Source organism: Vibrio sp. SBT000027, from assembly GCF_963894355.1.
GTDB classification, from domain to species: Bacteria; Pseudomonadota; Gammaproteobacteria; order Enterobacterales; family Vibrionaceae; genus Vibrio; species Vibrio splendidus.
Genome location: NZ_CAWQGD010000004.1, coordinates 62,306 through 77,061 on the forward strand (window position 1 = coordinate 62,306; position 14,756 = coordinate 77,061).

The window sequence follows — 14,756 nt, forward strand, 5'->3', positions numbered from 1 at the left end:
GCGTTAGCTAAAGCTCGTTAAGCTTTCTATATAGCCAGTTAAGCTTTAGAGATGCCCTGTTAAACTTTAGGTATACCCAGTAAAGCTGTGACATATAGCCATTAATAGAATCATATAAAAGAGAAGCACATAAGCCGTTTTTAACTTCTCTTCAAAATACTAGTTTAGGAAGTAGCAATCTGATGACGACACAACCATCTCAGCAATCACACACAGATAACTCTGATGAGATAGATTTAGGAAAACTGCTTGGCATTCTGCTGGACGCTAAATGGCTAATCATGCTGACCACATTCGCTTTTGCTGTGTTGGGTATTGCGTTTGCATTGCTTTCAACGCCGATATACAAAGCCGATGCCCTGATCCAAATTGAAGAGAAGAGCTCTGGCGGTATTTCATCGATGGTCGGCGATATGGGAGACATGTTCTCTCAGGATTCTTCTGCCACGACAGAAGTGGAGATCATCAAATCTCGTATGATCTTGGGCGAAACGGTGGATAAGTTTAACCTCACGACGGTGACATCTCCTAACTATGCACCCATTGTAGGTAAAGGGTTTGCTCGCTTAACTGGTGACATCAACCACATCTCAGTAAGCCGTTTTACATTGCCAAGCTACGCGAATGGTTACGCACACACCATTCAGATTATCGATGCTGAGCAAGGCACCTACCAACTGGTTCGTGACGATGAACGCGTTATCTTGCAAGGCAAAGTGGGTGAGCTAGCAACAGCCGATGACTACAGCTTGTTTGTGGCTGGTTTTGAATCGCATAACGATTTTGAATTCTCAATAGGTCAACGTAGCCGACTAGAAGCGATCGAATGGTTGAAAGCTTCTTTGTCTCTGTCTGAGCAAGGTAAGCAGACTGGTATTTTGAAGTTAAGCTTTGAAGGTGAAAACAAGCAACAGATTTCTGAAATCCTTAATCATATTAGCCAGATCTACTTTTTACAAAACGTGAAACGTAATTCAGCGGAAGCAGAGAAGAGCCTACAGTTCTTAGAGAGCCACCTTCCGGGTATTAAATCTGAGCTAACTGGCTATGAAGACGTACTGAACAATTATCGCCAAAAGAACGAATCGATCGACTTAGGCTTAGAAGCACAATCAACCCTAAAGGTAATGGTAGAGCTTGAAGCGCAATTGAACGAGCTAACGTTCAAAGAGAGTGATATCAGTCAGCGTTTTACTAAAGATCATCCGGCGTATAAGTCGCTGATTGATAAGCGAAAAACATTATTGGGTGAGCGAGAGCGCCTGAACAAGCAAGTACAAAAGCTGCCAAAAACACAACGTGAAGTACTGCGTATGACACGTGACGTTGAAGTAAACCAACAAATCTACATCCAGCTGTTAAACAAGGTTCAAGAACTGAGCATTATTAAAGCCGGTACGGTTGGTAACGTTCGTATCTTAGATGATGCACAAGCTTACGCTCGCGCCGTTAAACCGAAGAAACCGCTGATTGTTGTATTGGCGACGCTACTGGGTGGTATGTTGAGTGTGGCGTTTGTATTCGTGAAAGCGGCGTTCCACCGTGGCGTTGAAAGCCCAGACCAAATTGAACAAATTGGCCTGCCTGTTTATGCAGCGGTGCCAAAATCAGATTTACAAATTGAGCTAACCAACCGCTTTAAATCGAAGAAACAGCAAACCAAGGGGACTCAAGCTCTGCTTGCCGAATCTAACCCTGCGGATCTTTCGGTTGAAGCACTGCGTGGCCTGCGTACCAGCTTGCACTTTGCGATGCTAGAAGCGAAAAACAACGTCTTGATGATCTCTGGCCCTGCACCGGGCATTGGTAAATCATTCATCTCGACCAACTTTGCCGCAGTAGCCGCAAAAACAGGCCAAAAAGTACTGTTGATTGATGCCGATATGCGTAAAGGTTACTTACAACAAAGCTTTGGCGTGAATTGGGATAACGGCCTTTCTGATGTGTTGAGCAGCAAGCAAGAGTTCGCTCAATCCGTTAAAACCACACCAGTAGAAAACCTAGACGTTATTACTCGTGGCCAAGTGCCACCCAACCCATCTGAGTTGCTGATGCACCCACGCTTTGCGGAGCTAATGGAATGGGCAGCTAAAGAGTATGACTTGGTGATTGTCGATACCCCACCCGTACTTGCAGTAACCGACCCAAGTATTGTCGGCGCCTTCGCTGGCACCACATTAATGGTCGCGCGTTACGGTCAAAATACCATTAAAGAGATCGATGTGGCTCGTAACCGTTTCGAACAATCGGGCATCGAAGTGAAAGGCGTTATCTTCAACGCCATCGAGAAGAAAGCATCAAGCTCTTACGGCTACGGTTACTACAACTACGCATATTCGAGCGACAAGAAGTAGATAAGAGCAGTAACGGGATGCGAGTAATCGGGTAAACGAAGAGCTGAAAGGTCGATACGAGATTAGAGTGGCGAGATACGAAAAGCGCCACTCGAATCCGCTCTTCATCTCTTTGTTACTCGTTTACCCGCTACCCGCATCTATTCTTTTAAGCTCTTCGCATCTCGTTTACTCGTTACCCGTATCTATTATTTATCCACTCGCATCTGCACTTTAAATCATTCGAAGACTTCGCTTTTGGTTCTCCCCCTTGAACACCGAACTATTGTGAGTGATGGTGTTAAGAAAAGGGGGAGTTAGAGGGGGTTGCTAGCGATGCCTAACCAACCCCTCCCAGCCTCCCCTTATATTAATGTTTTTTGCCAAGTAACAATCGTGATAAAGGGGAGGAGCTAAAAGCACCACTCGAACCTGCTCTTTTAGCTTTTCGCATCCCGTTTACTCGCTACTCGCTACTCGCATCTGCTCTTCTACTTCTTCACCACCCCACCCGTTAAATACAAACCAATCGCCGCTAACACCGGATAACCAAACGCTTCATTGGTCATTTCCCCCAACGGCTTCCAATCGTAACCATGCATACAACCTAGAATCACCATCACATGCAATGCTACATAAGGAATCGTGAACAACAACACAATGTAGCGTTGTACCAACTTAAAAGGTTCATACGCTTTAAGCAGTGCCAGCTTGTGCTTCGCTTTTTCTTCATCAGTAAAAAACATCGCATCTCCTGTGTTGGTGAGTGCATCTAATCCTTTGTTAATAGAAGACTGGCTCCCGAATATTCTTCCGAACAATGTCATACTGCTCCTTGGTTTATTGATGGTTATATTGCACCTTTCTCGCCTCTCTCGTCATTCCAGAACTGAGGAACGAAGTGTCTGGAATCTGCTCTTAAGCCTTCAGTATCCTGCTGGCTCGAATCCCACATCTGCACTTCAAATTATTCGAAGACTTAGCTTTTTGTCCTCCCTCTTGAACACCGGACTATTGTGAGTGGTGATGTTAATAGAAGAGGGAGTTAGAGGGGGTTGCTAGCTAATGCCTAACCAACCCCTCCCTGCCTCCCCTTATATTGGATATTTCTTGCCAAGTAACAGTCGTGATAAAGGGGAGGAGCTAAAAGCACCACTCTCACTTTATTGTTCTCACTTTTCTCATCAGCTCTTAAGCCTTTCGAATCTCGATACTCGAATCCCGCATCTGCTCTTAAGCTCTTAAAGCCATAACCGGACACGCCTTATTCACACCCCAATCTTTATGCCCCTTAACATTCTCATCTGAAATCAAGAACTGCTCTTGTAACGCTGCCACCAAACCAAACAGCGCCTTACGCTGCGCAAGTGTGAAGTTGTCTTCTGGTTGCAGCTCAGCATTACAGCCTCCGACCAAACAAACCCCAATATTGCCCTTGTTGTGTCCTTTCACATGCGCACCGGTTTGCGACAGTGGCCTGCCAAGTTCGACATCCCCATTGCGACGAATAACAAAGTGATACCCCGCATCGCGCCAGCCTTTCTTTTTATGCCATCGACGAATCTCGGCTACGTCTACATCTTGCTGTGGTGGCGTGGCGCTGCAATGCACCGTAATAAATGAGAATGCCGGGCAATGAGGCAAACGGAGTAAAACCGAAACCAGACTGAAGGAGTAGGGCGCGAGTGAAAAACAAGGCTCTAACGAAGGACTTCGCTCTTCTGAGTCAGCCAGTTTTTGTGAATCAGCAGACGCTTCTAACGGCTGGTGTGGAACTCGATCAGTTGCTGGTAGAGTGTTTGACAAAATAAATCCTCGTGTTGTTGTAAATAGGCGATTAAAGACATTGATAACGATTCTTTTAAATTAGGGTGCAATGCGATGTGTTGTCGCAAACTGGTGGCTACGGTTTTGGCATAACCAGAGTGGTGGTTTACATAACGTAAATACATCACGCAGTAACCCAGTGGCTGCCTGCGCCGTGCTCGGCTGATCATCCAACAAATATCGTCATAGCTGGGATTTTCAAAACGAGCATCTTCAAAGTCAGGTCTTTCGAAATCGGGATCTTCAAAGCGCAGGTCGTCGAAATGCCTATCTTCATAACCCTTGTCCTCATCAGCCTTGTTTTTATAACCCCCAGCGTCACTGCTCTTGCCGACATATTGGTCATCACGCAACAGTGGGTGGCGCGACTGGTTGAGGGAATAAGGTCGGCATTCGATGCTCGCCATACCGGGTTGATACACTGAAATAAAAAGAGAAACTATCGCCTTCATTAAGCACCTTATTGCTGCATGGGGAGGGCAATGTACTTCAACATTCTTGATTGGGGTTGGCGGGAATAACACGAAAACAGAGGAACACAAAAAAGTGAGAGGTGCTTCGAAAAGTCATTGCTTAATAAGGTTGATGTTGCATATCTATCCGAGGCGATTAACCAAACATCTTTTCTTACAACTTATCGCATAGGCCTTTCGCCCCTAAAGCGCCAAAAAGTGTTGTTAATGCCCTTTATATCAATGGATTTCTGTACGAATGATCATTTAACAAGGAGCGTTAACCATGTGTGTTTCTCTTATTCTTTCTTTTATCCCATTAAAAACCGGCTCGCCCATCAGCAAGTTGGCGTTATTAAAATTGGCCGACAATGCAGACGCGCGTGGCGTGTGTTTCCCTTCCCTAAATTACTTGGCGCAATATTGCGAAGTGTCGGTAAGAACCGTGAAACGACACGTCAACGAACTCGAAAGGCAAGGGTTTGTTAAGCGGATAAAGCGGTTTGATGATTCAGGACGCCAGCGCAGCAATATCTATCAGCTGCGCCTACCCAGCGATAGCCACATTCAGCAGGCCGATCTAGACCAAGCAGCCAGAGCTCTCGATCAAGAAGACAGAGAGCTAGACCAAAATGATCAAACCGACCTAGATAACGCCAATGTAGAACAACCAGGCTTACCGCCAGCCTTGCCAGAAAATGCACAGAAGACAGAACGTACAAAGACAACAGAGCATGTGCAGAAAACCGAGCATTCAGACACCCACCTGGGTGACTCAGGATCCAACACGGAGAGTGATCACCTGGCACACATAATCTTTCATAAAGAACATAAAACAGACATTTCTTGTAAAACAGATCCGAGCGCTGCAACAGACAATACTCTTGATACAGGAAAGACTCCTGACCAAGTTCCTGCCCTTGAAGTAGCCCCAGATCTTGAAACACCCTTGTCCCTTGAAAAAGAGCTAGCAACACCTCAAGCCACCACCACTCCCATAAGCCAATAGAATGAAGCCGTGATTCACCTGCTCACCAAAGAGGGCAGCGCGCCGATTTATCGTGAGTTCACCACCATATTAGAACGCACCTACCCAAAGTTAGATGTGCTGCAAGAGCTGCATGCCATGCAAGCGTGGTTGTACATCAACCCGGATAAGCGCAAACCCTTTGAGCACATTGGCCACTTTGTGAATGGCTGGCTAAGAAGAAGCGCCCAAGCCAAAACGAAGCGAGACTCATCGCCATTTACCCAACAAACAAGAGCGGATAAACAAGCTAAAGCGGCTAAGCAAACAAAAACGGTGAAACCCTCAAAGAAATCTCAATCGATAAAAGCCGTAGGATCAATAAAAGTAGATGCGCCTACAGCTGCTTCAAACCAAGCGCAGCCTATCAAAAGCAATCAAGCCGAAAGCAAATCTCAAACCCCCACACCTGTCTCTCAGGCACTAGCGGACTACAAAGCCAAAAGCACCACCAACCCGTTCGAAGCGCGCATCAAGGCCCTAGTTCAAGCTAAATCGCCCGGCACGGATTCTAAGCAGTGACCATTCGATTACTCACAGGCGAAGCGCTTGCTCACACAGCCCAAAGTTATTGAAAACCAAGAGCTTAGGAAAACCAAAGGCTTAGGAAAACCAAAGGCTTAGGAAAACCAAAGGCTAGGGCAGACCAAGCGCGAATACAGACAAAAACGTCAAGAGACAAAAGTAGAATTAGGGAGAGGGCAAATGGACGATACCAGCCTAAAAAAACTGACAACGGAAGAAAAAGTAACCATTTTAGAAAAAGAGATAGCGCGAGTGGAAGGGCGTATAGGCGAGTTCTTGAAACTGCTGGTTAGCCACTACCCACAAGGGCTAACACGCACCGAGATTAAAGCGTTATTGGCGGTAAACAATAACCCAAGCTTCGTCTCGCTGTACCGCAACGGCAACATTTTCATTGATATAGAAAAGCGCTATTGCGATGCAGCACAAGAAAACAGGTACCACATAGGGACTCAGTATCTACAAGACGTACAATGCTTCCGTTGGGTTAACGCGTGGTGAGAGGCTTGTCCAAATAGGGTAAATTCCAAACTAGTCAATATGCACTTACTTTGCTAGAATACGCAGCAAATTAAAACCGTATGAAAACCGCATAAAGCGAACAAATTGTGACTATTGCCTGTAGGAGCCAAACCTAAGGGCGGTAGCGTACCCAAATGCGACTTGCTAGCAAGTTATGCGGTAAGCCTAAAGGTTGAAGGCCGCTTTGGCGGCCTATTGGGGCGGTTTTTAAAAAGTAAGCAAATTCTAGGTTTTATAAGGGATAGGCGAGAATCGACTGTCTCAAAATGAATAAAAAGTGTCTCAGTGTAATTTTAATGCTGAGACCAAAAGTTATAAAAATCACCTCTTTTCATTTCACCTGTCGGTTGGAAGTTTCATAAAATGACTAAGAAAAAAATCCTTACGGTTTTTGGCACGCGTCCAGAAGCCATCAAAATGGCACCACTTGTTCATGCTTTAGCGGCCGATGATCGCTTTGAAGCTAAGTGCTGTGTAACCGCTCAGCACCGTGAAATGCTTGACCAAGTATTAGAACTATTTGAAATCACGCCTGACTACGATTTGAATCTGATGAAAGCGGGGCAAACACTCAACGAAGTGACCGCTCGTATTCTATTAGAGCTTAAACCTGTTTTAGAAGAATTCAAACCTGATGTGGTTTTAGTACATGGTGATACTGCAACGACATTTGCTGCAAGCCTTGCGGCTTACTATGAGCAAATCGCTGTAGGTCATGTGGAAGCAGGCCTTCGTACCGGTAACATTTATTCACCATGGCCAGAAGAAGGCAACCGCCGCTTAACGGGCGCTTTAACCAAATATCACTTTGCCCCCACGGCAACCTCACAAGAGAATCTTCTAAAAGAAAACTTTAATTCAGAAGATATTAGCGTTACCGGCAACACAGTGATTGACGCACTATTGATGATAAAAGACAAAATTGATTCTGATAGTGATTTGAACGCAACACTTTCTGCGCAGTTCCCATTTCTAGATGAGAGCAAAAAGCTCATTTTGGTAACTGGCCATCGCCGTGAAAGTTTCGGTGGCGGCTTTGAGCGTATCTGTGAAGCCCTAGCTTTGACTGCACAAAAGCATCCAGAAGTTCAAATTGTTTATCCTATGCATTTAAACCCTAATGTCCGCGAACCTGTCAATCGCATTCTTGCAGGTATTGAAAACATCTACCTTATTGAACCTCAGCAGTATTTACCATTTATATACTTGATGAACCGCGCTCATATCATCTTAACTGACTCCGGTGGTATTCAGGAAGAGGCTCCATCACTGGGTAAACCTGTATTAGTGATGCGTGATACTACAGAAAGGCCAGAAGCAGTTGAAGCAGGAACTGTTAAGTTGGTGGGTACTGATGTACATGAAATAACAAGTAATCTGAGTGAGTTGTTATTAGATGAAAAAGCTTATCAAGCGATGAGTTTTGCCCATAACCCTTATGGTGATGGTAAAGCGTGCCAACGAATTCTAGATGTTCTAGCAAAATAATTTAACGAGAAGTATATATGTCTTTCGAAACAGTATCCGTTGTAGGTTTGGGCTACATTGGTCTGCCAACGGCAGCAATGTTTGCATCACGTAAAAAACAAGTCGTTGGTGTTGATGTAAATCAACATGCTGTCGACACTATCAATCAAGGAAAGATTCATATCGTTGAGCCTGAGCTTGATATGATCGTAAACGCGGCGGTAACTGAGGGCTATCTAAAAGCGGTGACTGCACCTGAAGCGGCTGATGCCTTCCTTATTGCTGTGCCAACCCCTTTCCTACCTTGTAATGACGGTGAAGTACCTGCTCCAGATCTTTCCTACATTGAAGCTGCAAGCAAAGCTATTGCTCCTGTCTTGAAAAAAGGCGATCTAGTCATTCTAGAGTCGACGTCACCCGTTGGCGCAACAGAGCAAATGGCTGATTGGTTAGCTCAAGCTCGCACGGATTTGACCTTTCCACAAACTCATGGGGAAGACGCTGATATTAATGTTGCACATTGCCCTGAGCGTGTATTACCGGGTCATGTGGTTCGTGAGTTGGTTGAAAACGATCGTGTTATTGGCGGTCTTACACCTAAATGCTCACGACGCTCAGTAGAGTTATATCAAACATTTGTCAAAGGTGAATGTGTTATCACTAATGCTCGAACTGCAGAAATGGCGAAACTGACGGAAAACAGCTCTCGTGATGTTCAAATTGCGTTTGCAAATGAGCTTTCAGTTATCTGTGATAAGTTAGATATAAATGTTTGGGAACTGATTGCATTAGCAAATCGTCACCCTCGTGTGAATATCCTCCAGCCAGGTCCAGGTGTTGGTGGTCACTGTATTGCCGTTGATCCTTGGTTTATCGTTTCAAAGACACCAGTTGAAGCTCAGATGATTCATACGGCACGAAAAGTTAATGACAGCAAACCTGGTTGGGTTGTCGGTAAAACTAAAATGGCAATTGCAGACTGTCTACAAGAGAACTCTGAAAAGACAGCAAAAGATATTACTATTGCGTGCTATGGCTTAGCTTTTAAACCTGATATCGATGATTTACGTGAGAGCCCTGCGATGCAAATAGTGAAAGAAATATCTTCTTTACATACAGGCCGTGTTATTGCTGTTGAACCGAACATTCATGAACTACCTAGCACACTAGAGCAAGTAGAGCTTCAGGGGTTTGAAGAGGCAAAGATAAATGCGGATATTCATGTAATGCTAGTAGACCACAAAGAATTTAAAGTTGAGTCATTGAATTCACCGTATTTAGTTGATACCAAGGGGATTTGGTAATGAGCTCAATCTTATCCTTAATCGGTCGTACCGATGCATTATTTACACAAGACATTGAAAATCAAGAAGCCGAATTATCGCGCATCGTCTCAGAATCTCGCTTCCTTGTGCTTGGCGGTGCAGGCTCAATTGGCCAAGCTGTGACCAAAGAGATCTTTAAACGAAACCCTAAAAAATTACACGTTGTTGATATTAGCGAAAATAACATGGTTGAACTGGTTCGTGATATTCGTAGCTCATTTGGTTACATCAATGGAGACTTCCAAACATTCGCTTTGGACATAGGCTCTCTAGAGTACGATGCGTTCATCAAAGCAGATGGCAAGTTTGATTATGTGTTGAACTTATCCGCACTTAAGCATGTTAGAAGCGAGAAAGATCCTTATACATTGATGCGAATGATCGATGTAAACGTCTTTAATACAGATAAAACTATTCAACAATCTATTGATGCTGGCGCGAAAAAATACTTCTGTGTATCGACAGATAAAGCGGCAAACCCGGTCAATATGATGGGCGCTTCTAAACGTATTATGGAAATGTTCCTAATGCGAAAAAGTGAACAAATGGCGATCTCAACAGCACGCTTTGCCAATGTTGCGTTCTCAGATGGTTCACTATTGCATGGTTTCAATCAGCGTATTCAAAAACGCCAACCTATCGTGGCTCCAAACGATATCAAGCGTTACTTCGTGACACCTCAAGAGTCAGGTGAGCTATGTCTAATGTCTTGTATCTTTGGTGAAAATCGTGACATTTTCTTCCCTAAGTTGAGCGAAGCTCTTCATCTGATTTCGTTTGCTGATATTGCAGTGAAATACTTAGAACAACTTGGCTATGAACCTTATCTTTGTGAAACAGAAGAAGAAGCTCGTCAATTAGCTCATACACTTCCTGAACAAGGAAAATGGCCATGTTTGTTTACTGCGAGTGATACAACGGGCGAGAAAGATTTTGAAGAGTTTTTCACGGATAAAGAAGAATTGGATATGTCTCGATTTACAAATCTAGGCATTATTAAAAACGACCCTCTTTATGAGCAAGAGCTACTTTCTTTGTTTGAAAACAGTATTTCAGAGATGAAAGACGAGCGAGCTTGGACCAAGGAGCAAATTGTAAAACTCTTTTTTACAATGATTCCTGATTTTGGGCACAAAGAAACCGGTAAATACCTCGATAGCAAGATGTAAGCGGAGTAAGTAATGAAAGCGACATCTATTGTTGAATTTGTTAGAGATACCTACAAAACGGACGAATTCATTCCGCTGCACGCACCAACGTTTAATGGCAAAGAAAGAGCCTACGTCATGGAAACGATTGACAGTACCTTTGTTTCTAGCGTTGGCAAGTTTGTTGATGATTTTGAGCGAAAGATTGAAGCGTATACTGGTACAGCTAAAGCAGTAGCAACTGTCAATGGTACTGCGGCATTGCATGCGGCTTTGTATATGGCTGAAGTTCAACGAGGCGACCTCGTTATAACACAAGCCCTGACATTCGTTGCGACTTGTAATGCACTGTATCACATGGGCGCCGAGCCGATTTTTGTGGATGTTTCTCCAGTAAGTTTGGGTCTTTGCCCTAAAGCGGTGGATGCATTCTTAAGTGAGCATGCCGAAATAACCGTAGCGGGTTGCATTCATAAACAGACAGGCAAACGAATTAAAGCGGTTGTCCCTATGCATACCTTTGGTCACCCTGTGGAGCTCGATGAGCTGGTTGCAGTTTGCCTCAAATGGAACCTTGTTTTAGTCGAAGATGCTGCAGAAAGCCTAGGTTCTTTTTATAAGGGTAAGCACACAGGGACAATGGGTGACGTGAGTGCGGTCAGCTTCAACGGCAATAAAATCATCACAACTGGTGGTGGCGGTATGATCTTGTGTAAAACCGAGGAGCTAGGAGCACGAACCAAGCATGTCACGACGACAGCGAAAGTGCCTCACCCCTACGAGTTTTTCCATGATGAACCGGGCTTTAACTACCGTATGCCTAATCTAAACGCGGCATTGGGTTGCGCACAGATGGAAGTTATTGAGCAGTACTTAAAGCAAAAAAGACAACTGGCAAAATGCTACGAAAATCTTTTCAGTGGGACTGATTTTCAGTTTGTTACTGAGCCAGATTATGCCGAGTCGAATTACTGGTTAAATGCCATTATTTGCCCAGATAAAAAAAGTAGAGAAGAGATCCTTGCGGGCACAAACAGTGCAGGTGTGATGACTCGCCCAATTTGGCAGCTCATGCACAGGTTACCAATGTTTGAAAATGCAATGCGCGGTGATCTTACTTACTCTGAATTTATCGAAGCGCACCTAATTAACCTTCCAAGTACACCGGTGGAAATTAAAAGCTAAGTAGGTTTAATACACGATGCAGACACATAAAAAAGTCGCGGTCTTTACTGGTACCAGAGCGGAGTATGGTCTGCTCTTTTGGCTTTTAAAAGACATACAAAGCGACCCAGATCTAACATTACAGTTGCTCGTTTCTGGTATGCACCTATCTCCAGAATTTGGTGATACTTATAAGCAAATAGAAAAAGATGGCTTCCTGATCGACGAGAAAATAGAGATTTTGCTGTCTTCTGACTCGCCGGTAGGAACGGCAAAAAGTATGGGTTTGGGCGTTCTAGGTTTTGCTGATGCATTGTCACGATTAGCACCCGATGTCCTTGTCATTCTTGGAGATCGTTTTGAAGCTCTAGCTGCAGCACAAACTGCCATGATACTCCGTATTCCTATTATACATTTGCATGGTGGGGAAATAACCGAAGGCGCTTACGATGATGCGATCCGTCATGCTATTACCAAATTGAGCTACCTGCATGGCACGTCAACAGACGAATATCGAAATCGAGTCATTCAATTAGGTGAATCGCCAGAACGAGTAAAAAACGTTGGTGCGATTGGCTTAGATCACTTGAATAGAGGCTCTTTTATGACGATTTCAGAGTTGAGTGAATCACTGAACTTTGATCTTACAGGTCCTTATTTTGTAGTCACCTACCATCCTGTGACTCTCGGAGATGAATCCCCAGAGGATAGCTTTCAAGCTTTGTTAGACGCACTAGATGAATACCCGAATCACCAAATTATACTGACTTATCCCAATGCGGATGATGGCGGGCGTCGAATCATTCCGATGTTAGAGGCTTATGCAGCGAAACAACCAAGCCGCGTGCTGGCAATCCCCTCCCTCGGGCAAATACGCTATTTAAGTTCAGTCAAGCACGCTGCTGCAGTCATTGGAAACTCGTCGAGTGGTATTATTGAAGTTCCGGCTTTTGATGTTCCAACGGTCAATATTGGTTCAAGACAAAAAGGGCGCCTAGCGGCCAAAAGTGTTCTTGATGCTAGTGCTACTAAGGAATCAATCGGCACTGCTATCAAACTTGCAGTAGATAGAAAGTACAAAGTTAAAGGTGAAATGATTGAGAACCCTTATGGTCAAGGTGACAGTAGTAAGCAAGTCATAGAAATGATCAAAGATTTACGTTTTGACCCTTGCAAAGCATTTTTTGACGTAAATATTGAACCTGACTTAAGTAAGAAAGTAGAGTGAGATTGTAATGACATTGATTATTGCCGAAGCGGGTGTTAACCATAATGGGCAAGAAGATTTAGCTTTTGCTTTGGTTGACGCAGCTTATAAAGCCGGTTCAGATATCGTAAAGTTTCAAACGTTTAAAGCTAAAAACTTAGTAACAGAAGAAGCTAAGCAAGCGGATTACCAAGTCACGAATACGCAAAAGCAAGAATCGCAACTTGCTATGCTGAGTCGCTTAGAGCTTTCGTTCGAGGCTCACCATAAACTAGTTAAATACTGTAACTCTCTCGGGATTGAGTTTTTATCTACGGCCTTCGATTTTGAAAGTTTAGACTTTCTAGTTAATGACCTAGGTTTGACGCGTTTAAAGCTACCTTCTGGTGAGTTAACGAATGCGCCTCTTGTCTTAGCTCATGCTCGAACAGGGTGTGATCTTATCGTTTCTACCGGTATGGCGACACTGTCTGAAATTGAGATAGCATTAGGGGTTATTGCCTTCGGTTATACTGCAGGTGAAAATGCGGAGCCTTGTATGTTGGGCTTTCAAGAGGCCTATGCATCAGAAGCTGGTCAAAAAGCGTTAAAAGAAAAAGTAACAATTCTTCATTGCACGACAGAATATCCTGCACCAATGGAAGAAATCAACCTAAAAGCAATGGATACACTCGGCCGAGCATTTGATCTCGAGGCTGGCTATTCAGATCATAGCGAAGGAATAACGATTCCAATTGCAGCTGTTGCCCGTGGGGCCGTTCTGATCGAGAAGCATTTTACATTAGATAAGAATATGGAAGGTCCTGATCATAAGGCCTCTCTTGAGCCACAAGAGCTAGAGGCAATGGTAAAAGCTATTCGTCAAGTTGAAACCGCCTTGGGCTCTAGCGTAAAAACACCGACAGTATCAGAGGTGAAGAACAAATCGGTGGCTCGAAAAAGCTTAGTAGCAGCAAGAGATATTAAAGAAGGCGAGGAGCTGACCGAATCTAACCTCACAGTTAAACGCCCAGGTTCAGGATTATCGCCATATCGTTACTGGGAGTTGATCGGAAACAAAGCGAGTAAAAATTACAAAGTCGGAGAGCTGATCATTGAGTGATGAGTCTTTGCTTCCTATTGTAATGATTGGCGGAGGTGGTCATGCCTCTATTCTCACTGAAATCTTACTTAATCAAGGAAGAGAAATTCTTGCGGTCGTAAGCCCAGAAGACATAAGCCAACGTTCAGTGTTTAAAGGAATGACACATCTGAAAAATGACGAAGATGTTTTGACATTCGATAAAGATAAAATTCGTTTAGTAAACGGTATCGGAATGATGCCGAAATCGAACTTTAAGAAAAAGATTAATGAGTATTTTCTTTCTTTGGGTTATCGATTTGAGACAGTTACTGCAGATAGCGCACTCGTTTCCCCTTTCTCTAAAATTGAAACTGGCGCTCAGATTTTACCTATGGCGATCATTCAAATAGGGGCAACAGTAGGAAGCCACAGTATCATCAACACAGGTGCCTTAGTGGAGCATGACTGCAGTGTTGGTACATATAACCATATTGCACCTAAAGCGACACTGTGTGGTCAAGTAGAGACAAAAGACAATGTCTATATTGGAGCAGGCTCTACCGTTATCCAGGGAATATCTATTGCTAGTGGTACTGTCGTGGGTGCAGGGGCAACCCTGACACAATCGGTAAAGGAAAATACCATAGTGTTTCCTGCTAGAGTTGCAATCAAAATAAATTCTGAGAAAAGGTAGAA

General features: G+C 44.0%; 12 protein-coding genes and 1 pseudogene. 10 read left to right on the top strand and 3 right to left on the bottom strand.

All coding sequences use genetic code 11. The annotated features are described in order from the left end of the window. Window positions 1-182 precede the first annotated feature (182 nt). On the top strand, window positions 183-2,354 hold the full coding sequence (locus AACU28_RS10140) for a polysaccharide biosynthesis tyrosine autokinase (RefSeq protein WP_121602894.1): 2,172 nt from the start codon (window positions 183-185) through the stop codon (window positions 2,352-2,354). A gap of 470 nt (window positions 2,355-2,824) precedes the next feature. Here AACU28_RS10140 and AACU28_RS10145 read toward each other — a convergent pair whose 3' ends face one another. The 3 genes from AACU28_RS10145 to AACU28_RS10155 all read right to left on the bottom strand — a co-directional run bounded on the left by AACU28_RS10145 (window position 2,825) and on the right by AACU28_RS10155 (window position 4,612). Then, window positions 2,825-3,160, bottom strand: coding sequence for a hypothetical protein (locus tag AACU28_RS10145; RefSeq protein ID WP_016784030.1), 336 nt, complete (start codon window positions 3,158-3,160; stop codon window positions 2,825-2,827). A 406-nt stretch (window positions 3,161-3,566) separates the two neighbouring features. Beyond that, window positions 3,567-4,139, bottom strand: a complete 573-nt coding sequence (locus AACU28_RS10150; RefSeq protein WP_121602895.1) for an N-acetylmuramoyl-L-alanine amidase — start codon at window positions 4,137-4,139, stop codon at window positions 3,567-3,569. Beyond that, on the bottom strand, window positions 4,091-4,612 hold the full coding sequence (locus tag AACU28_RS10155) for a hypothetical protein (RefSeq protein WP_121602896.1): 522 nt from the start codon (window positions 4,610-4,612) through the stop codon (window positions 4,091-4,093). The genes AACU28_RS10150 and AACU28_RS10155 overlap by 49 nt, the downstream gene beginning before the upstream one ends. A 286-nt stretch (window positions 4,613-4,898) precedes the next feature. Here AACU28_RS10155 and AACU28_RS10160 point away from each other — a divergent pair. From AACU28_RS10160 to AACU28_RS10200, 9 genes and pseudogenes are all read left to right on the top strand, one after another. Further along, window positions 4,899-6,161: pseudogene (locus AACU28_RS10160) on the top strand (helix-turn-helix domain-containing protein). A 183-nt stretch (window positions 6,162-6,344) separates the two neighbouring features. After that, entirely contained in the window at window positions 6,345-6,665 is a 321-nt protein-coding gene (locus AACU28_RS10165; RefSeq protein WP_102453432.1) for a hypothetical protein, read from the top strand. 384 nt (window positions 6,666-7,049) lie between these two features. Further along, on the top strand, window positions 7,050-8,174 hold the full coding sequence (wecB, locus tag AACU28_RS10170) for a non-hydrolyzing UDP-N-acetylglucosamine 2-epimerase (protein WP_121602897.1): 1,125 nt from the start codon (window positions 7,050-7,052) through the stop codon (window positions 8,172-8,174). Between the two features lie 17 nt (window positions 8,175-8,191). Continuing rightward, complete coding sequence (gene wecC / locus AACU28_RS10175) at window positions 8,192-9,457, top strand: UDP-N-acetyl-D-mannosamine dehydrogenase (protein WP_121602898.1); 1,266 nt, start codon at window positions 8,192-8,194, stop codon at window positions 9,455-9,457. Continuing rightward, entirely contained in the window at window positions 9,457-10,647 is a 1,191-nt protein-coding gene (locus tag AACU28_RS10180) for a UDP-N-acetylglucosamine 4,6-dehydratase (RefSeq protein WP_121602899.1), read from the top strand. The genes wecC and AACU28_RS10180 overlap by 1 nt, the downstream gene beginning before the upstream one ends. Window positions 10,648-10,659: 12 nt before the next feature. Then, window positions 10,660-11,811, top strand: coding sequence for a LegC family aminotransferase (locus AACU28_RS10185; protein ID WP_121602900.1), 1,152 nt, complete (start codon window positions 10,660-10,662; stop codon window positions 11,809-11,811). A gap of 16 nt (window positions 11,812-11,827) precedes the next feature. Then, window positions 11,828-13,018, top strand: a complete 1,191-nt coding sequence (gene neuC, locus AACU28_RS10190) for a UDP-N-acetylglucosamine 2-epimerase (RefSeq protein ID WP_121602901.1) — start codon at window positions 11,828-11,830, stop codon at window positions 13,016-13,018. 7 nt (window positions 13,019-13,025) lie between these two features. Next, complete coding sequence (gene neuB / locus AACU28_RS10195; RefSeq protein WP_121602902.1) at window positions 13,026-14,099, top strand: N-acetylneuraminate synthase; 1,074 nt, start codon at window positions 13,026-13,028, stop codon at window positions 14,097-14,099. Next, window positions 14,092-14,754, top strand: a complete 663-nt coding sequence (locus AACU28_RS10200) for an acetyltransferase (RefSeq protein ID WP_016789189.1) — start codon at window positions 14,092-14,094, stop codon at window positions 14,752-14,754. Before neuB ends, AACU28_RS10200 begins: the two co-directional genes overlap by 8 nt. Window positions 14,755-14,756: the final 2 nt, after the last annotated feature.

What these genes read in the sequence shown, in the direction of transcription:
- AACU28_RS10145 (WP_016784030.1), bottom strand. Translation starts at nt 3,160, where the DNA reads ATGACATTGTTCGGAAGAATATTCGGGAGCCAGTCTTCTATTAACAAA.
- AACU28_RS10155 (WP_121602896.1), bottom strand. Translation starts at nt 4,612, where the DNA reads ATGAAGGCGATAGTTTCTCTTTTTATTTCAGTGTATCAACCCGGTATG.
- AACU28_RS10180 (WP_121602899.1), top strand. Translation starts at nt 9,457, where the DNA reads ATGAGCTCAATCTTATCCTTAATCGGTCGTACCGATGCATTATTTACA.
- AACU28_RS10165 (WP_102453432.1), top strand. Translation starts at nt 6,345, where the DNA reads ATGGACGATACCAGCCTAAAAAAACTGACAACGGAAGAAAAAGTAACC.
- AACU28_RS10140 (WP_121602894.1), top strand. Translation starts at nt 183, where the DNA reads ATGACGACACAACCATCTCAGCAATCACACACAGATAACTCTGATGAG.
- neuC (WP_121602901.1), top strand. Translation starts at nt 11,828, where the DNA reads ATGCAGACACATAAAAAAGTCGCGGTCTTTACTGGTACCAGAGCGGAG.
- wecB (WP_121602897.1), top strand. Translation starts at nt 7,050, where the DNA reads ATGACTAAGAAAAAAATCCTTACGGTTTTTGGCACGCGTCCAGAAGCC.
- neuB (WP_121602902.1), top strand. Translation starts at nt 13,026, where the DNA reads ATGACATTGATTATTGCCGAAGCGGGTGTTAACCATAATGGGCAAGAA.
- wecC (WP_121602898.1), top strand. Translation starts at nt 8,192, where the DNA reads ATGTCTTTCGAAACAGTATCCGTTGTAGGTTTGGGCTACATTGGTCTG.
- AACU28_RS10185 (WP_121602900.1), top strand. Translation starts at nt 10,660, where the DNA reads ATGAAAGCGACATCTATTGTTGAATTTGTTAGAGATACCTACAAAACG.